The sequence below is a fragment of the Sphingobacterium mizutaii genome (assembly GCF_900187125.1).
Lineage (GTDB): Bacteria > Bacteroidota > Bacteroidia > Sphingobacteriales > Sphingobacteriaceae > Sphingobacterium > Sphingobacterium mizutaii.
In genome coordinates this window covers 1,081,774-1,101,587 of the sequence record NZ_LT906468.1, presented here as the reverse complement: position 1 = coordinate 1,101,587, position 19,814 = coordinate 1,081,774, and the positions used below count along the sequence as shown (strand labels likewise).

General features: G+C 40.0%; 14 protein-coding genes. 4 read left to right on the top strand and 10 right to left on the bottom strand.

Annotation, left to right across the window (positions count from 1 at the left end):
• Window positions 1–108: 108 nt before the first annotated feature.
• Complete coding sequence (locus tag CKW03_RS04685; RefSeq protein ID WP_093098847.1) at window positions 109–1,038, bottom strand: endonuclease/exonuclease/phosphatase family protein; 930 nt, start codon at window positions 1,036–1,038, stop codon at window positions 109–111.
• 70 nt (window positions 1,039–1,108) lie between these two features.
• A complete protein-coding gene (locus CKW03_RS04680) occupies window positions 1,109–2,146 on the bottom strand; it encodes an endonuclease/exonuclease/phosphatase family protein (protein WP_093098846.1) in 1,038 nt (345 codons plus the stop codon).
• Between the two features lie 207 nt (window positions 2,147–2,353).
• Between CKW03_RS04680 and CKW03_RS04675 the strand changes: the two genes are divergently transcribed.
• From CKW03_RS04675 to CKW03_RS04665, 3 genes are read left to right on the top strand one after another with little or no spacing between them, the layout of a single operon-like run.
• Window positions 2,354–3,529, top strand: coding sequence for a glycosyltransferase family 4 protein (locus CKW03_RS04675; protein WP_093098844.1), 1,176 nt, complete (start codon window positions 2,354–2,356; stop codon window positions 3,527–3,529).
• Window positions 3,514–4,548 (top strand): lysylphosphatidylglycerol synthase transmembrane domain-containing protein, encoded by a 1,035-nt coding sequence (locus CKW03_RS04670; protein ID WP_093098843.1) that lies wholly within the window; start codon window positions 3,514–3,516, stop codon window positions 4,546–4,548. The genes CKW03_RS04675 and CKW03_RS04670 overlap by 16 nt, the downstream gene beginning before the upstream one ends.
• On the top strand, window positions 4,529–5,737 hold the full coding sequence (locus CKW03_RS04665) for a glycosyltransferase family 4 protein (protein WP_093098841.1): 1,209 nt from the start codon (window positions 4,529–4,531) through the stop codon (window positions 5,735–5,737). The genes CKW03_RS04670 and CKW03_RS04665 overlap by 20 nt, the downstream gene beginning before the upstream one ends.
• On the opposite strand, the gene dinB is transcribed toward CKW03_RS04665, so the two are convergent.
• Both dinB and CKW03_RS04655 read right to left on the bottom strand, forming a co-directional pair.
• On the bottom strand, window positions 5,734–6,924 hold the full coding sequence (dinB, locus tag CKW03_RS04660; RefSeq protein ID WP_093098840.1) for a DNA polymerase IV: 1,191 nt from the start codon (window positions 6,922–6,924) through the stop codon (window positions 5,734–5,736). The genes CKW03_RS04665 and dinB overlap by 4 nt on opposite strands.
• Window positions 6,925–6,985: 61 nt before the next feature.
• Window positions 6,986–7,789, bottom strand: a complete 804-nt coding sequence (locus CKW03_RS04655; protein ID WP_093098838.1) for an alpha/beta hydrolase — start codon at window positions 7,787–7,789, stop codon at window positions 6,986–6,988.
• A gap of 123 nt (window positions 7,790–7,912) precedes the next feature.
• Between CKW03_RS04655 and CKW03_RS04650 the strand changes: the two genes are divergently transcribed.
• Window positions 7,913–10,669, top strand: a complete 2,757-nt coding sequence (locus CKW03_RS04650) for a DNA gyrase/topoisomerase IV subunit A (RefSeq protein ID WP_093098837.1) — start codon at window positions 7,913–7,915, stop codon at window positions 10,667–10,669.
• A gap of 211 nt (window positions 10,670–10,880) precedes the next feature.
• Here the strand turns inward: CKW03_RS04650 and CKW03_RS04645 are convergent, their stop codons facing one another.
• From CKW03_RS04645 to CKW03_RS04620, 6 genes are all read right to left on the bottom strand, one after another.
• Window positions 10,881–11,777 carry a fimbrillin family protein gene (locus CKW03_RS04645; RefSeq protein ID WP_093098835.1) on the bottom strand — a complete coding sequence of 299 codons (897 nt, stop codon included), beginning with the start codon at window positions 11,775–11,777 and terminating at the stop codon, window positions 10,881–10,883.
• 236 nt (window positions 11,778–12,013) lie between these two features.
• Entirely contained in the window at window positions 12,014–13,039 is a 1,026-nt protein-coding gene (locus CKW03_RS04640; RefSeq protein ID WP_236736518.1) for a clostripain-related cysteine peptidase, read from the bottom strand.
• Window positions 13,040–13,181: 142 nt separating this feature from the next.
• Entirely contained in the window at window positions 13,182–14,225 is a 1,044-nt protein-coding gene (locus tag CKW03_RS04635) for an endonuclease/exonuclease/phosphatase family protein (protein ID WP_093099073.1), read from the bottom strand.
• A gap of 4 nt (window positions 14,226–14,229) precedes the next feature.
• Window positions 14,230–15,579, bottom strand: a complete 1,350-nt coding sequence (locus tag CKW03_RS04630) for a DUF5689 domain-containing protein (protein ID WP_093098834.1) — start codon at window positions 15,577–15,579, stop codon at window positions 14,230–14,232.
• A 12-nt stretch (window positions 15,580–15,591) separates the two neighbouring features.
• Complete coding sequence (locus CKW03_RS04625) at window positions 15,592–18,339, bottom strand: TonB-dependent receptor (protein ID WP_093098832.1); 2,748 nt, start codon at window positions 18,337–18,339, stop codon at window positions 15,592–15,594.
• Window positions 18,340–18,413: 74 nt separating this feature from the next.
• On the bottom strand, window positions 18,414–19,811 hold the full coding sequence (locus CKW03_RS04620) for a fimbrillin family protein (RefSeq protein WP_093098831.1): 1,398 nt from the start codon (window positions 19,809–19,811) through the stop codon (window positions 18,414–18,416).
• Window positions 19,812–19,814 lie beyond the last annotated feature (3 nt).

Here is a 19,814-nt window from a genome sequence, read left to right as displayed (position 1 = left end):
TACTAAAAATATTAGCAATAATACAAACAAAAAAGCTGAGCTATTGTAGCTCAGCTAAATCTAATATTACTTATTATATACTCGATGGTTAATCAAACATGATGGTTATCAATCCTCCCAGGTCCAGTTGAGTTGCATGGAAACTGCTAAGTGGTCCGACAGGGCTTCTCCATCTACACTGGTAAAGTGCTGGATTTCGACCTGATAATCGATTGGTTGAAATTTCAGGTGTTCGCTATTTCTGAAGAATATCTTATCGAGACTCTCTGTATCGTTATTGAGGCTCAGCATATGCTGAGCGATAAATTTGGGGATAACTTCTGGAAAAACACCTTTGCGAAGGAATTGCACCCAACCATCAGACAGTCCTGTGGTCAATAAGAACTCATGTAAATTATCCCTCTTATAGGCATAATGTGCATTAAAATCCCCCATTACGATTAAAGGTCTACCCGAAGAATTTTCATTGATATAAGTCGCCAACTGCCGAAAGTTTTCCCTTCTGGCACGAGCCGCTCGGGCAACATCGCTTGAATTTGCATGCACATTATAGACATCTACAGTCACTTGGTTGGCAAGTTGGATCTGGGCAAAGCTAAAGCCCTTCACCGTCCAACAATCAGGACCACTGCAATGACGCCATGGAATCCTTCGGTATTCAATAATAGGATATTTTGATAGGGTATTCAATCCATCGCCAACAGGGATCTTCCCTTTGGTCTGCGTGCGATAAGGATGTAAGTTCTTGGAATAAAAAGATGTGTTATAATTAAAATCTTCTTGGACATTCACGATGTCATAAGGCTCAACTTTTTCACCGATTTCAGCAATACTGAATTTTCTAGGGAGCTTCGCCGCCGAGATACCCTGTGGTAGTCCGGCGATATTATAGGTCAGCAAGGATATCTTTCCTTGCAAAAAACGTTCTGTAGAGGATTCTTCTTGGGGAATGGCTACGGAAATCAGCTTTCCCTTTAAGCTCTTGAAAATAAATAGTAAAACTATAATTACCGCCGCTAGTATAAAAAGTATGGTCATCTATTAACTTATATGAAATAAAAGTATCTTCTTCAAATTATCTAAATGGGAACGCAACATTAAGTTTTTGTTACTCCCCTTCATGAAAACCTTCAAATTGATCAATGAACTTAGGTTTCTTATCAGAAGTCATCAATGAATCATTCAATTCCCATTCCAAGTTTAATGAGATCGCACAATGATCAGAAAGTGGCTCCCCCGCATCTGTGCTGAAAAGTTCATGTTGTACTTGGTAATTTTTTGGTTTGAAAATCAATTGCTTGCTATTGCGAAAATATATCTTGTCAATGCTCTCGCAATCGTCCGTTACGGTCAATGCATGTTGAGCGATGAAGTTTTCTTCATGGTCCGGAAGGCGACCTTGATTCCGCAGAAAAACCCAGGAATCGACCAAGTCCATCTCAGATCGGAATGCCCGCACATTGTCTTCCGCAAAAGCATAGTGTGCATTAAAATCACCCATGACCAACAAAGGCTGATCGGCAGATTTTTCCTTTATGTAGTTCGCGAGCTGCTCCAAGTTTTTCTTTCTAGCGAGAACCGCTGATCTATTATCTTGGGCTGTGGCATGGATATTATAAACATCCAGGAATACATCCTTTGCAATCTCTAAGCGGACATAGCTGAAGCCCTTGGGAGTCAAACAATCACTGCCACTGCAGTCTCGCCAGGAAATTCGTTCGGATTCTTTGATAGGATATTTGGAAAGTGTACTCAAACCATCACCAAACGGGACTGTGCCCATGCTCACGGTCCGAAATACATGAAGGTTGGAAGAATACAATTCGAAATTGTAGTTGAAATCTTCTTGGAGATTGACGATGTCAAAACGATTGATCCGTTCACCTATGGTCCGGATACTGGCTGCCCGAGGGGTTTCCGCACTAGAAATCAATTCCGGTAGCCCAGCAATATTATAGGTCAGCAACGAGAGCTCTCCCGATGAACGATGTTCCAATTCAGGATATTTCAGCAGTGGCATGGCCTTGGAGCCATTGCTACGTTTGTAACTGAAAATAAAAACAAGGGAGAGAATAATCGACATCAGTACTATAAACCTGAAATGCCACGCTTTACTTTTCTGAGGATAAGGAAGGTTGATCAGCATATCTATCAATCGTAATTCCTACATCAAAATTACCGTACACGGTTAAATCTAATCTTAAGGCAATATTAAAGGTTTGTTGATTTGATATTTAGTATTCATTAAGACTTCATCTTTTATAAACATTTCATTCACAATAGCATAATACCAAATTAGCAATAAAGAAATACAGAGGATATACTTTTACCCGATAGACAATTTGAATTCTAAATGAAGAAAGTTGCTTTTTTTTCTGAGATTCTCATAGAAGATTTTGACGGTGCCTCTAGGACCATGTTTCAAATCATTAAACGAATCGATCACACTGCTTTTTCCTACCTTTTCATATACGGAAAAGGTCCAGAAAACTTCAAGACCCATCAATCTTATCAAGTCCCAACTTTCCGCATCCCCATCAATGATGACTATTCATTGGCAGTTCCCCAATTATCAAAATGGAAGCTGGAAGAAGCCCTGGATAATTTTGCCCCGGACGTGATCCATATCGCCACCCCATCCCTATTAGGGTTCTTTGCAATGAAATATGCCCGGAAAAGGAATATCCCGATCCTGAGCATCTATCACACCCATTTCATTTCTTATATCGCTTATTACCTTCGCAATCTTTCTTCGCTGATCAGACCTGCCGAATACTGGATGCGAAAGGCTATGCTTCGTTTCTATAATAGCTGTCATAAGATATATGTGCCGGCCAATAATATCATGGATGAGTTGAAAGAAATTGGGATACAATCAGAACGCTTGACATTATGGCAAAGAGGTATCGACTTGAGGTTATTTAATCCTGAGAAGGCTGATCAAGCCTATATCCGCAATATCACACAAAACGACAAGCCCAATATCCTGTTTGCAAGCCGATTGGTCTGGGAGAAAAACGTGCAGACCCTAATCGATATCTATCAACAGCTCAAGCAATCAAAATTTGAATATAACCTCATTATCGCGGGAGATGGAGCGGCAAGGGAAGAAGCAGAGATGTTGATGCCTACAGCTCATTTCTTGGGAAAATTGGACCATACCGAACTTTCAAAACTATACGCTTCTTCGGATGTGTTCCTATTTACCTCTACTTCTGAAACTTATGGCAACGTGGTAATAGAAGCCATGGCTTCTGGTCTTCCCTGTGTCATTGCCAACGGAGGTGGAAGTTCCAGCCTGATTGATCACGGAAGAAATGGCTATAAATGTGTGCCCAACAATGCTCTGGAATACGTGTATTTCATCCATAAAATCCTGAGTGACTCTGTGGTGAAAAATGAATTCCAACAAGCCGGATTGAATTATGTAAGAAAATTGGATTGGGGCAAGCTAGCACAAACTTATTTTGATGATATCCATGAGTTAGCTTCTGAACCTGTAAACAGTATTGCATGGGCAGGAAATTAAGGATCAGCAAAAAAAAGATCAAAATATTCCTTATCCTCATCATCCTTGGGTTTATTGCTGTATATGTCTTCAACACTGATTTCTCAGCAATAAAAAAGGAATTGGCTACAATTGGCTATAAATTCATCTATCTCCTGGGAATAACGTTCCTGGCTTATTTCTTTGGTACCTGGTCCTGGCATGTCTGCTTAGGCGATGATCGCCAGAAAATCAGTCTGATGAAGATGTTTGCAGTACGGCAGATCGGTGAAACCGTTGGACAATATAACCCAACCAGCATAGTTGGAGGAGATTTGCTGAAAGCTGAAATGCTCAAACCTTATGGCATCTCAACCGAAACAGCATTGAGCTCTGTAGCGACTTCAAGGATCACGGTTGTGCTTTCACAGATTCTCTTGTTCCTGATTGCCTGCCTTTGGCTGAGTGGAATGGAAGCTGGACAAGCTGCGTTAAAGAGTATAGGTATTGCCTTTTATGTCTTTATTGCATTTCTGATCCTTTTGAACTTATTTTTTTTCTATTGGCTCATCTTCAGCAGATCGACGTCAAAACCTGTGAGCAGTAATACGGCCAAGGGTTTTTGGAAAAAACTCAGGTTAAAGATCGTACAATTGATATTCAATATCCGAAAATCATATCGATTCAATCCAAGGCTATTTTGGTACTCTTACCTCTTAGCCAGCATACATTGGGTTATCGGGAGTTTAGAATTCTATCTCATCCTTGTTTTTTTAGGTTTTGATGTCCAGCCCATGCATGGCCTGTTGTTGGACATGGGGGTTATTGTATTTAAGAGTGCTGGAGCATTTGTTCCCGGACAATTGGGGGTCGAGGAACTAGGAAACAAAATGATGCTGCAGATCATAGGTATCAGCACCGCTAGCATCTGGATATCAGCCTCTATCCTTCGTCGTGCAAGACAGCTCTTCTGGATAGCTGTAGGGTTTATTCTTTACCTATTTATCAAAAAGGACAGTTCACAATCTTCTACGCTGAAAAATGGAAATATTATTTGTTAGTCATAAATATCCACCCGCAACAGGCGGTATGGAAAAACAAAGCTTTGAACTGATCAACAACCTTAGCAAGCATTCCCAGGCTCAAGTCCATATGCTGGTTTATCGGAAAGGTGAAGAAAGTCTGTTGAAGTTTTTCTGGAACCTCAATAGCAATATCCTAAGAATATTGGAACTCCATCCTAATATTCAACTGATCCATTTTAATGACGGACTTATTGCCTCGCTTGCCCTCTTTCATTCTGGCTATAAGCATTTGAAAAGAGTGGTTACCCTGCATGGGTTGGATGTGGTGTTTCCAATGCGATATTTCCAAAAAAAGATCCTTCCCCGTTTCAATGAATATGACCACATCATAGCCGTTAGCTCTGCCACTGCAAAAGCTGCTATTCGGCGTGGCATTTCCGAGGATAAAATAACCGTCATCAAAAATGGTGTAGATCATGATATTGCCAAGTGCAGGCCGGTTCCGTTGGAGCAGATTAAGCATTATTATCCACAGATCGACTTCAACAAGAAATACTTGGTTACATTGGGCCGTCCTGTTAAACGAAAAGGTTTCGCCTGGCTATTAAGAGAAGTTATTCCACATATGCCATCCGATTTTCAACTGTTAATGATTGGGCCTTTTAATCAGAAAGCCAGTCTTACAGAAAAATTCCTTCGTTTGCTCCCTAAAAAAGCCTATCACTTGATTACTCTTTTTTTGGGATATCCCTCCGATGAAAGGGAGATCCGCAAGCTTCTGCAAGACCCTAACATCAATTCTCGGGTAAAACATCTCGGTAAGATTCCTTTCCAGCATCTTCAATCGATTTTGGGGCATGCATCGGCTTTTTTGATGCCCAACATTCAGGTTTTGGGGGATATGGAAGGTTTTGGATTGGTCTGTCTAGAAGCCTCCTTAGCAGGCACATTGGTTCTTGCATCCTCTCTGGAAGGGATCACCGATGCCGTCCAGCATCAAAAAAACGGAATCCTTCTTCCTTCCAATGATTCCGATCATTGGATCGACCAATTAAATGCAGTCCTGAATTCTACTGAAGAATATCAGGTTCTGGCAAAATCTTATCAAGCCTTTAGTTTAGAAAATTACGGTTGGGAAATCATGGCCTCATCCTATCTCCATACTTTCCGAGAGTTGACCTATAAGAATTCTTCATTAAAATTGGTGCACTCCAAGGAATATTAAAAGTGGGGACTTCGGTCCTTTTTATTGATTTCTTTTAGGGATATCGCTCGTTTGATGGCCTCGTCGCCATACCGCGCTCGCATTGCATCCATTGCCTGGTACAGTCTCACGGCCTCTTCGGTATCTTCAAACAGATTGATCTGTTGTGAACCCTGTACCAGATGGCTGAATCGAACTCCGATCAACCGAACCAGCATCCGACGATCGTAGAGCTTGGCAAAAAGCTCTTTGACCTTCTTCAGCAGCACGGTATCCGAGGCGGTATAGGATATTACCATCTGCTTACTGACCGTATCAAAGTTGGCATACCGCAACTTGACCGTGACACAGCCGGTCAATCGTTCCTGTCTCCGCAATTGAAAAGTCAGCCGTTCGGTCATCCGGATCAATTCACTGTTCAGGAACTGCATGTTGATGGTATCTTGCACAAAGGTTTCTTCCGTACCGATGCTCTTTTGTTCAGAATAGGGAATAATCGGTGAAGGGTCGATGCCATTGGCTTTTCGGGAAAGGTCAATACCGTTTTTCCCTAGAAGGTTATGCATCATCGGAACAGGGATCTCACTCAATATCTTGATCGTTTTCACGCCCATCTGCAGCAAGAGCATACTGGTCTTGTCCCCTATTCCGGGCATCCGCTGAATCTTTAGAGGAGCTAGGTAATCTTTCTCCAGACCATGCAGGATTTCCTTGCGGCCATCCGGTTTCGCATCATCGGTCGCCACTTTACTGATCAGCTTATTGGAGGCCAGTGCATAACTAATTGGCAGGCCACTCTCCTTTTGGATCTTCCCTTTCAGGTCGACCATAAACTGACTACACCCAAAAAAACGGTCAACTCCTGTCAGGTCCACATAAAACTCATCCACACTCGCCTTTTCCATGACCGGAACAGTCTCCCGAACCACATCGGTCACCACCCTTGAATAATAGCTATAACTGTCCATATCCCCGCGGACCACAATAGCATGCGGACATAAACGCAAAGCCAACTTCATCGGCATCGCGCTATGCACCCCAAATTTCCGGGTCTCATAACTGCAGGCCGAAACGACCGCCCTATCGCTCATTCCTCCCACAATCAAGGGTTTACCAATGAACTTACTGTTCTTCAGACGTTCTACGCTTACAAAAAACGTATCCAAGTCCAAATGAGCCACAAACCGCTTATTATCAACCAAATTCATAGTAATTCCAAATATGAAACAATTCAAAATTACTAAAAATATTAGTAAAATAAATTTTTATTTATTTATTCAAGCGTTCGATTTCTTTCAATAAAAGAGGGAAAGCTGGATAGGCCATTCCATGATCGTATCCATCCATTTCCAACAATTTAACCTGGGGATGGCCTACGATCTTAAACATTCTGGCCAGGTAGGCATTCTCTTCATATCGACCTACCATTTCAAGCTCACGATCACCCGTAATCAAGGTAATGGGAACCTTGTTTTTTCGAACCCAATACAAGGGAGCAAACTCATCCACTACAGGCTGATTGATATTGATTCCTTTTTCGGCACGAGCCGTAAAATGGCTGATGCATTGAGCACTGAAGGGAACAACAGCAAATAGATCGTCTGCATTGATACCCTCATCAGCTAAATAGCGGGCATTCAAGGCAAGCATCAGGTTCAAATATCCTCCAGCGGAATGCCCTGAAAGAACAATCTTTTTATTACTGCCACCAAATTCAGCAATATGATCAAATGTCCAATGAACTGCTTTTGCAGCATCTTTGATAATATCTTCAACCTTGACCTTTGGTGAAAGTCGATAACCCACCCCTACTACAGCAACCCCTTTCTCTTTCAGATAAGCAGGAATTTCCTTCTTACCTTCCGTCAACCCACCACCATGAAACCATACGATGGTAGCAAAATCTTTCTTGTCCTTGGGGTAATATACATCCACTTGACAACGCTCCTTGCTATAGGCATCCGAGTCAGAGGACACATAGGCAATATTCTCTTTCAGTCCATAATTTGCACTTTGGGCAAAAAGAAAATTCAAGGAGAAGCAAAAAAACATGAGGGTCAAAAATCTTTTCATCTGTTAGGGTTTTGATAGATTGTAGAATAATCCTAAAAATAAGACAAATAAAATGAATTTTGTATTTTTACGAGGTTTGCGGAAATCAATCCTGCAAACCCATCAAAATCTTACGAAAATTTCATGAGTGACGAAATCAACGATATAGAAGAGAATAACGACTCAAACCCAAATCAAGACCAACAAAGCAATACCATCCCCTTATCGGGACTATATGAAAATTGGTTTCTGGATTACGCTTCTTATGTCATATTGGACCGCGCTGTACCTCATATCAATGATGGTTTCAAGCCTGTCCAGCGTCGAATCCTCCATTCCCTAAAGGAAATGGACGATGGACGGTACAATAAAGCGGCGAATGTCATCGGTAATACCATGAAATACCACCCTCACGGTGATGCTTCCATTGGTGATGCCATGGTTCAAATAGGGCAAAAAGATCTTTTGATCGATTGCCAGGGTAACTGGGGAGATCCCATAACGGGAGACTCGGCAGCTGCCCCTCGTTATATCGAAGGTCGACTGTCCAAATTTGCCAATGAAGTGGTCTTCAACCCGGATACCACCGACTGGCAATTGAGTTATGATGGCCGGAATAAAGAACCTATCACCCTTCCTGTAAAATTCCCTTTGCTTTTGGCTCAAGGTGCCGAAGGTATTGCCGTAGGTTTGGCAACCAAGATCATGCCGCACAACTTTATTGAGCTGATCGATGGTTCCATCCAGGTATTAAAAGGCGAAAGACCCGCAATCTATCCGGACTTCCCGACTGGAGGGATGGCTGATGTAACGGGATATAACGAAGGACAGCGTGGAGGAAAAATCCGTATCCGCGCAAAGATCGAGGAACGCGACAAAAAAACATTAGCGATAACCGAAATCCCATTCGGAACAACCACTGGCTCATTGATCGACAGTATCGTGTCGGCCAATGAAAAAGGGAAAATCAAGATCAAGAAAATTGAAGACAACACCGCAGAATTCGTTGAAATCATCGTCCATCTTGCACCAGGGATTTCACCTGATGTCACGATAGATGCCCTCTATGCTTTCACGGGCTGTGAATCTTCCATTTCGCCAAATACCTGTGTCATCAAGAACAACAAGCCTCATTTCATGAGTGTAAATGACATCTTGATCGAAAACACCAAGCAGACCAAGAACTTATTGAAACAAGAGCTTGAAATCAGGCTGCATGAACTTCAGGAAAAGATTTTCTTTAGCTCCTTGCTGAAGATATTTATCCAAGAAGGCATGTACAAGCATGCTGACTATGAGAATGCTGGCGATTTCGATACCGTGGTAGAAGTCTTGAATCAGTTATTTGAACCATTCTTTGATCAGTTCTATCGTGCAATCACCCCAGAGGATTTCAAGAGATTGATCGATAAACCGATGAGCAGCATCACTCGCTTCGACGTCAAAAAGGCTGATGAGCAAATGAAAGCGCTTGAGGATGAAATCAAAGAGGTTAAAAAGAACTTAAGAAATCTTACGGAATACACCATTAAGTGGTTTGAATATATCCGTGGAAAATACAGTAAGGGAAGAGAAAGAAAAACTGAACTCCGAGTATTTGATAAGGTAGAAGCAACTCAAGTTGCCTTAGCCAACGCAAAACTTTATGTTAACCGCGAGGAAGGTTTTATTGGAACCAATATGCGTAAGGATGAATTGGTTTCAGACTGTTCCGACATCGATGACATCATTGTTTTCCGTGCAGATGGTAAATATTCAGTTGTCAAAGTTCAGGACAAGGTATTCGTAGGAAAAGACATCATCCATGTTGCGGTCTTCAAAAAAGGAGATGACCGGACTGTATACAATGCCATCTATAAAGATGGAGCTTCAGGAACCAGTTACATCAAACGTTTCTCCGTTACGGCAGTGACGAGGGACAAGGATTACGATATCGGCAAAGCCAGTAAAGGCACTAAAATCCTTTACTTTACAGCCAATCCAAATGGAGAGGCCGAAATCGTAAATATCCAGCTTAAGCCACATTCAAAATTGCGCAAGCTGAACTTTGATATGGATTTTGCAGAAATCGCAATCAAAGGCCGTGCTTCCCAAGGAAATATCGTCAGCAAATACCCTGTTAAAAAAGTAACCTTCAAAAGTGCTGGGGTCTCAACACTTGCAGGGAGAAAAATCTGGTATGACGATATTTTAAAACGCTTGAATGCTGACAATCGAGGTAAGTTCTTAGGTGAATTCGATGGTGATGATAAAATCCTCATGGTGGTTAATGATGGTACTTATGAATTGACCAACTTTGACTTGAACAATCACTTCGACGAGAAGATGATCCGTTTGGAAAAATTCATCCCTGAACAAATTTATACAGCAATTCACCAAGACAGCAAATCTGGAACTTACTACGTCAAGAGATTCAACTTCGATGACAACCCAGTAGGCAAACGAGTTCGCTTCATTCCGGAGGAAAGCAAATTGCTTCTATTGACCAATAATGACAACCCAGTGGTTTCATTGGACATCTTAAAAGGCAAATCCCAGACCCATGAACATTTAGAGCAAGAATTAAATGAAATCGTGGATGTCAAAGGGATGAAAGCTCAGGGTAATAGGCTGTCTTTCCATACGGTACAAAAGATAAAACTCTTATCTGAAGAAAAGGATCTCTCGATTTCTCCAGAACCAGAGGAAAAAGAAATCATCGAAACTGCTTCTCCAATTGTGGAAGAGAAAGAGATCAAGACAGATAAACCGGTTTCGGAACCTGAAAAACCAAAGGAAACAAAATCTGCAGAGCCTGAAGACATCCCATTTGAAATCACCAATCCAGATGATATTCAAATCGACAATAATGGACAACTAGGGTTGTTCGGCGGAAATGAACAAGAGGAAGAAGATAATTAAAATAAAAAAATGGGGACTAGATCCCCATTTTTAATTTATTAACAATTTAGTTCCTGCAACCTTGGTTTAATCAAACCTGTAACTTTCGCTTACCTCATTTAGTATCACCAAACTTGCAACAAGACAAAAAACCATTTTTTTGTTTCTATCTTGATTTTTTATCATTTACATTATCAATATCTTTCTCGTTGATCAAAGCCTAGTATTTGAATCAGTCTGCTTGAATTACATCGACCTGTCCTGAAGGTACAGCAATCCAATTTGTGATAGTCGCGTTTCCTTCTAATTTTACTGCTTTAGAACCCAATAAGGTCACTGAATAAGCATATCTTTTTCCAGATTCCAGTTTGGTATTTGCAGGTATAGTCCATGTATAATTATCATTAGCTATGGAGAAAACAATCTTCTTACCTTCATAATTTCCAGGAATCAAAATAGCTTCAACCAATTGATCCGCTTTTTGAACTGAAACTTTGGCCTCTACATTTACTTCGGTACTACCTTGGTTTATTTTACCGGTTGCCAAATCCAATAATGATTTTGTAGGAATTGAAGTTAGGCCCGCCTTTAAACCAGTTAAATTTGCAATTCCCGTCCCAGCCTTAACCAAAATTTCAACTTTGGACAACATATGTGAAAACTCTAATTTCGCTGTTCCAGATTTCTTGTTTAATCCCCTAGCATTGTCTGAGTACATAACATCAATCTTTGCTTGATTCTTTTGATCAGCAACATTGATCTCCACCGAATTTTTACTTACTGCAGCAGAAAAAGGATAATAAGCAATAAAATCAACTTGTCCTTTTGCAGGATAATTTAAAATATCATCGCCAGTTGAAGAGAAATTACCATTACCTTTTGTAGTGAACTTTTTATTGGCTCCTAGAACTTTACTCAAACCAACACCTTGTTTCATAAAAACACCAATTTCATCATTAGCATCCCAACGATTTCCAGAAGCTTTTGTAGCAAGGTCACCCATAATCCTTGAAGTAAATTCTACTCCAGAATCTTTTACACTTTTGTTTTTTTCAAAATCATCTTTTTTACAAGAAGTCATAACTGCGGTAAAAACCAGCATTGCACTTAATAATTGTTTTGTTTTCATTGAAATTTATTAATTGTATTATAGTATATCTTGGTAATCAATCTTTTTGCCTTAAGCATACTTTATATTTTGTTTTTTAAAATATTTTATGAAACAAATTTACTTTTAAAAACTAATTATTTAATTAATAAGATATTAAGGAATTATTACAATAAAACATTCCTAATCCATAAAAAAAAAGGAGCCATAGTGCCCTATGAACTCCTTTAAAAAAACAATTAGTAATTATGTGATATTTATGATATCCAATGAAATAGTTTAAAATAGGATGAAGCTGAATTCCAACCTAATCTTTGGTAGTATTTACCAAATTCAGTCTCTGAATCTGAAGGAATATAACATGATAGACCAGAAAAAGAGTGAATAGGACTTTCTAAAAAGCTCGGTGTAGCCACCTTAAAAAGTACCGTTTTTTCGACTTGTCTTTTAATCAAATCTACATCCTGTTTTGGGTAATTCTTTTCACAAAAATCCAATAAGTCAAAAGCTGGAACGGAATTAGTCACCGAGACATCAAGATCCAATCTTTGCACACGATCCCTCGAAACCTCCATATTTGTCTGTTTATGAATAATCTCACCCATTACCCTTGCCAAATCCAACATCTCCTTCATGTCGATTAAAGAATAACTTGCTGAACGCAAAAGTCCATTTTGTTTATTATAAAAATCAAAGTACACTTGAGCGGCACCCATCAGCCCTCTTTTAATATTCTTGTCGAAAAAATGTGTTAAGATCTTGTCATAAGGAAGCCCTACACTGATGACCTCCGTTGGAGAAGCTAATACATAAGGCACAATATCCTTTAATTCATATAGGACTTCAACCGAACCCATAGAGCAGGCATCAAAAACCAAATAATCTAAGTTTTTTGGGAGTGCCTTTTTCAGGTCCAATACATCCATGGTCTGACCGTCATCATCTCCAAACGATTTAACCTTTGCCTTCTTTTTGTTACCAGGATACCAATTAGTGGCATGTGACCATAGGATTGCAGCATAGTTCTTTGCTTTCCCAAGTCGCTCCATATCTTCGAAAACCATTTTCATGATTGTTGGGTCAGACGCATTATGGTCTGGATAATCTTTCAAGACATGGCTGACAATCTTTGGGGAATCATCATGGATTATTTCATAGATCTTGGGATTCTGCCCAAATACCTTCGCATAGACGAGTAACTTGCCATCAATATCAGAATACCCCGACTCCATCTGATTGATATTATCATAGGCTTCTGAAGCCAAATTATTATTTGCTGACATATAAACCATAACAGTCTTGGAGACCTCTTTCTTATCATCTAAATTCGGTCTGCTACACGCATTCAGAAAATAGCTGATGATAAGAAATAAAACTATAACGAATTTGCCTCGACAATTTTTTCTAATATCTTTCATACTTGAATCAATTTAATTCCTTCAATAGATAAATCAATACCGGAAAATGGTCGGAATAACCATTCTGAAAAAGATTCCCAGAAAAAGTCCTTAAGGGATATCCCTTATACCTGCCATCTTTGGTAATTAAATAATCGGGATTATATATTTCAGATTTCCAAAACTTCAAACTGCTCCTATCATCTCCTAAAAGAGCCTCAGAAATAATTATTTGATCAAACAGACTCCATTTTGCGAGATAGCCCAGGGAACCGATACCTTGTACATAATGCTTGTACATGGTGTTATATAAATCCCCTGTCTTCAGGTTTTCACTTCTTCTTTTTGCACCCAGCACATCCTTGACACTGACATCTACAGGGTCATCATTAAGGTCTCCCATGATAATGATCTTCGCTTGGGGATTTTTCAGATAAATGGAATCCACTGCATTTTTGACTATACCTGCAGCATGTTCTCGAAGTTCAGAGGATTTAGAACCAAACCTTGAAGGCCAATGGTTGACAAATATATGGACCATTTCATTAGCCATCACACCCTTTACCATGAGCACATCCCGCGTCACGTAACTAGGTTTACTTGCCAATTTATAAGGCAATACTTGCGCGTCAATCAACCGAAAGAGTTTTGGATTATAGAGCATTGCAACATCTATACCCCGACGGTCAGGGGATTCGTAATGTACGATCTCATATTGGTTTCCTGCAATCTCATTTTGCATGATCAGGTCATTTAATACCCTTCTATTTTCTATCTCGGAAAGACCGATAATTGCAGGCCCCGATTTACCGTATTTCCGACCTATACTGCTCAATACAGAAGCTATTTTTTCTAGTTTCTTCCAATATTTATCGGGTGTCCAATTCATACCTCCATCTGGAGTGAATTCCTCATCTTGAATGCTGCTATCGCGTTCCGTATCAAAGAGGTTTTCAACGTTATAAAAGGCAATTGGATAAACCGAATATTGCTTTTGCTGACCAAGGCTGCAATAACAGATGGTTGTTAAAAGAAATAAAAGAAAATACTTTTTAAGAAGATTTCTCAGCATAACCTTATTTCGATTTAAGTACAATGACTTCTTCTTTTCCTCCCTTTCCAGCATCTGCAGCAAGCAATTCAATATTATCTAATCTAAAGCCAATTTTATTGTTGGCAGAGCTAGAAACAAACTCGATAGTCAGGTTATTGGACTGTTGGATTTTTGGAATACTAATAGTAAACCATTTATTATTGTCACCCGCAGCATTTGAAATTGCTTTACTTGGGACCGTCATCAATCGCCCATTAATCTTGACCTGGATCTGGTTCAGATCAGCCATCGCTGAAGCATCGAACAAGTTAGCCGTCAACTGATATTTAAGGGTCACCTCTCCTTTTCCTTGCGAATTGATTCCGGAGACAACCACAGTAGCGTCTCGGTTGGCTGGCAACCAAATATGGGCTCCATTTCCACCAGAGATACTTCTAATATCAGCGGTCCCAGCATCTTCCTTATATTGTACGGGTGGCTTCATGTCGAAGCCTTTAAAATCATTGATTTTCGGACGGTTCCCGGCTGTATAGATTCCTTCTCCAAATGTCTCTTTGAAAAAACTACCGACAGTAGGTTTTACTTCTTCTGGTTCAAGTCCATTAAAATGCAAAACATCCTCTTTCGTCCGGAGTACCAACTGCCAGGTCCCATTGAACCTACCTAAAATTCCAACTAGGTTCCCAGTTCCTTTGGGCAATAGATCTTGGGAAAAATTAGAATAATTGCTCGTCCGAACCACCAATACTTTCCCATTCTTGTCCCTTATTTCTTCATTACTGGTCTCATTCTTCCCTGAAAATGATTTCTTTCCTCCATTTACAAAGCTGACATCTTTGACCTCTACGAGCTGATGAACTAAATCATCGGTCAACTTATCAAATGTGACGAGCTTGGGTTTTACATTGGCAGGGTTGGGCCATCGATTCATCTTTACTTTTTCTTGAAAACCTTGCCATGAAATCCTATTGGCATTTGTTGTACCAAGGCCTATCTGTAATTCGCCTCCATATTTTATGATGTACAAATCCTTTAAGTTCACAAATACTTCCTGCCCCACCTGATAGGTTGCATAGACAGAATTCTGTTCTACCCCAATATTAATCCCAGCACTTCCATCTTGAACATATATTTGCTTATAGATATTTCCGGATTCATCGTTCCCTGTGACCACTCCTTTGATAATCAGCTCCTCATCCATGAATTTTGGATCTTTTAAATCCTTAAATCGATCTTTGAGCTCCTTGATACTAATGTTCTCCAGTTTTCCTTTATAAACAGGTTCTGATAAAGGTGGTGGAGTATACTCGCGTTCGCATGCAAAGAACAGCATGCTGAAAAGGAATAAATAGATTAGCCTAATTTTTTTCATTTTATATTTTTATTAAAACCTGTAACTCGTATTGAAGAAGACATTAAAGCCCTGCATATAGAAATATCGAGAACTGAATCGCTCTGGATAAACTAAGTCTAACCTGCCTTGCTCAAAACCGCCAGTCCCTATGTTCTTTTGGTTGAGCAAATTCATGATGGATAGATTGAAATTCAGCGACCGTCTTTTCTTCAGATATATCATTTTCCCTACCGAAGCATCTATGGTGAAATTACTTTGTAGTCGTTCTTGACTCGTCAATTTCCTGTACGATTCAAAATTCTCTTGTTGCGGACTTACTGTAGCATATACCGATGCCATTCTTCTTAAAGCAGCTGAGGACATATAATTCCATCCGACCAGATTCCCACTCATTTCCAGAAACCAATAATCATAGAAATATCTGGCCGCAATTATTCCAGCCGCCTGTGGAGTCCCGGAAACAAATAGGTTCTTCATGTAAACCTTTTCTTCCCTGTTCAGCAAAAGCCCATTCTCGGAATTCATTGTTCCCATTGGATTATTGCTGTAGAAATATTCCGCTAAGGTTCCTATAAAGTCAAAATTCCAATTCTGATTCAAACTATAGGTAAGACTTGCCTCCACACCTCTATGCTTACGGTCAACCCCGCTCAGATTATGGAAGACAAAGGTGCGTTGGGAATCATGGTAATAATTCATCCGCTCCAGTTGATCGTAAAAATTGGTCTGGAAAAGGGAAAGTCGCCCAGATAAATGAGGCAAGGAAAAAACGTAATTGATATCGTTATGAAAGATTCTTCCACTTGACAGACCCTGTACAACCCTATCCGTCACCCTTGGCATAACAAAGGAACGATCCGGTGCCGGTGGTTCAGTGATATAGGCTGAATTTGCAGAAAGGAAGTTCCTGCCATCAAATTTATAAGTCAACCCCGCTTTCACGGTGAAATCGACAAAATCATACTTTGGTCCTTTGCCAAAAGAATGATCTGGGAATCGACCATTTCTCATATTCCCGACCCGGCGAAAGTCGGTATAGCTTATTTTTGTGCCATAATAAAGTTCTAAATTCCTTGACTGAAAACTATTGCTCACCCATGCATTGACTGCCTGAATATCGATATCATAGTCATATCCGAAAATATCGCCTTCATATACCTTCCGATTTGGAAATTGTAGGTCATTCTGTTTGACATTTTCATTCCCAGGATTTTCTCGTTCTGCAAACTTATCCAAATCCAGGACATGGTCTGCACCCAGTAAATCGTCAATGGTCTTATATTGGTAAGATCTCGTTTTTCGGGCTTCAATACCTGCAGTAAGATTGAAATTATTTTGGTAGAGCTTGTTGAAAGTCACGTTTACCGTTCCTTCTAAAAGATCAGAATGCCTTCGCTCCAAAGTATATAAGGCAGCACCATTCATCTTCCTTTTATTTTCGGTGTTCAGGTTCTGCCTGTACAATTCCTCCCAGTTCAGCTGGGTCACATTTGGATCCCTGGATTTCCAAAGTTGAGTATACTGCTGAATGGTCCTTGCATCAAGGTTTGGAGTAAATCTAGAAAAATTAGACGGCAGATACCGGTAATAATCTGGCCTAGGATCCATGGCATTATACCAGTTCAATGCAGAATTGCTGTATCGGCCATAGTGTAAAATCCCACCAGAGGTCAAACTGCTTCTTTCATCAATTTTCCAACGATGGGAAATCACCATCGTAGGATCAAAAGCATGAACCATCCTTGAATTGCGGACCTTTCCGTTTTGGTATCCCCAGTTAGGATTGTATAAATTATTGCCGACCAGATCATATACTTCTTGAAAAGAAGATCCCTGCTGCCCCCGGATCACCGGAGATCCAAAAGTAAGGACGGAAAGGGAATGATCACCATCCTGCCATTGCTTTTCCATGGAAAGAGCATAGGACAGGTTTCGGTAGGAAGTCCCGGGGATATATCCCTTGTCCGAAAAGCGCCCGCCGACTGCTCCTGTAAATGCCCATCCTTTTTCATTCAAGCCAGTTGAATAACTGAACATGGACCTCGCATAATAATTCCTATTGGTATAAGACATGGTGAGCTTACCTCCTTTTGCATAGGAGCTCGCTCGCATATTGATATTTTCAGAACCTCCAATGGTTCCGAAAGTGTATGTTCCGATTTGATTGTAGTTGACCACATCCCCATTTCGGGTCAGGTCATTTAATGCTCCGATGGAAGCATAATTAAAAACTCGGCGATATTGGTCATTTGCCAAAATACCGTTGATATAAATCTGTTCATAATTGGGATCATAACCCCTAACCCTAAATCTGTATGGAAAGAGTTTAAAGCCAACCTTATTTAAATAAAGGTCATTAGAAAGAATGACAGATGCCTGAATATCCTGGGAACTCTTGTCTCCATCCGATGATATGACATCATCATCTATTACCCCCAAAACGGTTTGTACATCAATCTGGTTCTCGGCAACTAATGCTATATCTTCCAATTTCATGGAAGTGGAATCCTTTAATTCAAAATCCATTTCATAATTTCGAAAACCTGCCGACTGGATGATTATTTTTTCAGGTCCAGCCTTCAAGTTTACAAAGACAAACTCGCCCTCCTCATTCGTGCTGCTGTTCATCTTGTTTTGTTCCAGAGTAACCGAAATCCCCAGCAAGGGAACTTTCGTTCGGCTATGAACCACTTTACCTGTAAGTTGTATACCTCCTTGACCAAATACGGTAGTACATAAGCAGGTCAACAAAAAGATAATGGAAAAAATCTTTTGCATGTTCTTTATATTCTAAAGAATCTATAGAACAAGGAAGAGGGAAATTATTTCCCCCAACCTTGTATTAATAATGATTATTTTGTTCCTACTAATTTGATGTCATCGACACGATAACCATTTTTATTATTCGCAGATTGTGCATCAAATTCAATGGTAATAGCTGCGGCTGGAATACCAGAACTTATAGTTTGAACTGAAAATTCATTTTGACCGCCTAATACGCCTTTTGGCTGTAATTCATTCCCGTTAATTCTAACTTTCAAACCCTCAACAGGTTCACCTGAACCATTTGCTGCCAATATATAAGTCAATTTCAAATCTCTATAGCCCGTTGTATTGATACCTTCGATTTTTAACCCTGTAGTTCTATTCGCAGCAAACCAAACATGTGCATCCTGAGTACTAATTTTACGGATATCAACCCATCCCGTTGTATATAAATTTGAATACTTTACCGTTTTATTACTAAACCCAGTATATTGGTCAATTTTAATTCTATTTCCAGCACCCAGATCCCCAAAATTCTCCTCATAAATAGTCTGTTCAGTTCCAGTTGGTACTGGAGGAGTAACCGTTCCGCCATCTTTTCCAATGGTATGTGTTCCACCAGTTACCGAAATCCAATCTGTAATAATGGCATTTCCAGTTACAGCAACTGAACCACCTAATTGTAGGGTAATATTGTAAGTGTATTTCTTACCAGACTCATAGTTCAGGTTCGCTGGCAAAGTCCATTTATAGTTATCCGAACCAATACTGAACACAACTTCCTTAGCGCTATATTCTCCCGGAATCAAGATTGCTTCAACTAATTGATTTTCTTGTTGAGCAGTTACCTTAGCTTGAACATTTGCAGCTCCTGATCCATTCGCAATAGTTCCCGTAGCCAAATCCATGTTTGACAAGGTTGGAATATTGTTATAAGCTGTTTTTAGACCTGTTAAATTCGATACTCCTTTACCAGCCTTCACAATCAATTCAACTTTTGCCAACTTATGCGCAAATTCCAAACTTGCTGTTTTTGAACCTTTGCTCAAACTCTTTGCGTTGTTTGAATACATGACATCAATCTTCGCAGGGTTACTTTGCTCTGAAATATTGAAGCCTAAAGATGTTCCTTTTAAATCTGCTGAATAAGGGTAATAAGCAATAAAGTCTACTTGACCAGCTTCAGGATAATTGATCACATTGTTTCCAGAGGCAGAAAAATTTCCGTTTCCGTTGGTACTGTACTTTTTGTTCCCAGCCAAGATATTGCTCAAGCCAGTCCCTTGCTTCATAAATACACCGATTTCGTCATTAGAATCCCAGGTGTTACCATTAGCTTTTGTCGCTTGTGTACCTAAAATCCTAGAAGTGAACTGTACTTCCGAAGGGTTGGTTTTTTCCAACTTTCTGTAGTCATCCTTTTTGCAGGAAGAGACCAGAGCGATAAATGCCAAGGCGGCACCTAATAATTGTTTTGTTTTCATTGT

Excerpts from the sequence above, each read along its gene's own strand:
- CKW03_RS04685 (WP_093098847.1), bottom strand. The coding sequence starts at position 1,038 with ATGACCATACTTTTTATACTAGCGGCGGTAATTATAGTTTTACTATTT.
- CKW03_RS04680 (WP_093098846.1), bottom strand. The coding sequence starts at position 2,146 with ATGCTGATCAACCTTCCTTATCCTCAGAAAAGTAAAGCGTGGCATTTC.
- CKW03_RS04675 (WP_093098844.1), top strand. The coding sequence starts at position 2,354 with ATGAAGAAAGTTGCTTTTTTTTCTGAGATTCTCATAGAAGATTTTGAC.
- CKW03_RS04670 (WP_093098843.1), top strand. The coding sequence starts at position 3,514 with ATGGGCAGGAAATTAAGGATCAGCAAAAAAAAGATCAAAATATTCCTT.
- CKW03_RS04665 (WP_093098841.1), top strand. The coding sequence starts at position 4,529 with ATGGAAATATTATTTGTTAGTCATAAATATCCACCCGCAACAGGCGGT.
- dinB (WP_093098840.1), bottom strand. The coding sequence starts at position 6,924 with ATGAATTTGGTTGATAATAAGCGGTTTGTGGCTCATTTGGACTTGGAT.
- CKW03_RS04655 (WP_093098838.1), bottom strand. The coding sequence starts at position 7,789 with ATGAAAAGATTTTTGACCCTCATGTTTTTTTGCTTCTCCTTGAATTTT.
- CKW03_RS04650 (WP_093098837.1), top strand. The coding sequence starts at position 7,913 with ATGAGTGACGAAATCAACGATATAGAAGAGAATAACGACTCAAACCCA.
- CKW03_RS04645 (WP_093098835.1), bottom strand. The coding sequence starts at position 11,777 with ATGAAAACAAAACAATTATTAAGTGCAATGCTGGTTTTTACCGCAGTT.
- CKW03_RS04640 (WP_236736518.1), bottom strand. The coding sequence starts at position 13,039 with ATGTCAGCAAATAATAATTTGGCTTCAGAAGCCTATGATAATATCAAT.
- CKW03_RS04635 (WP_093099073.1), bottom strand. The coding sequence starts at position 14,225 with ATGCTGAGAAATCTTCTTAAAAAGTATTTTCTTTTATTTCTTTTAACA.
- CKW03_RS04630 (WP_093098834.1), bottom strand. The coding sequence starts at position 15,579 with ATGAAAAAAATTAGGCTAATCTATTTATTCCTTTTCAGCATGCTGTTC.
- CKW03_RS04625 (WP_093098832.1), bottom strand. The coding sequence starts at position 18,339 with ATGCAAAAGATTTTTTCCATTATCTTTTTGTTGACCTGCTTATGTACT.
- CKW03_RS04620 (WP_093098831.1), bottom strand. The coding sequence starts at position 19,811 with ATGAAAACAAAACAATTATTAGGTGCCGCCTTGGCATTTATCGCTCTG.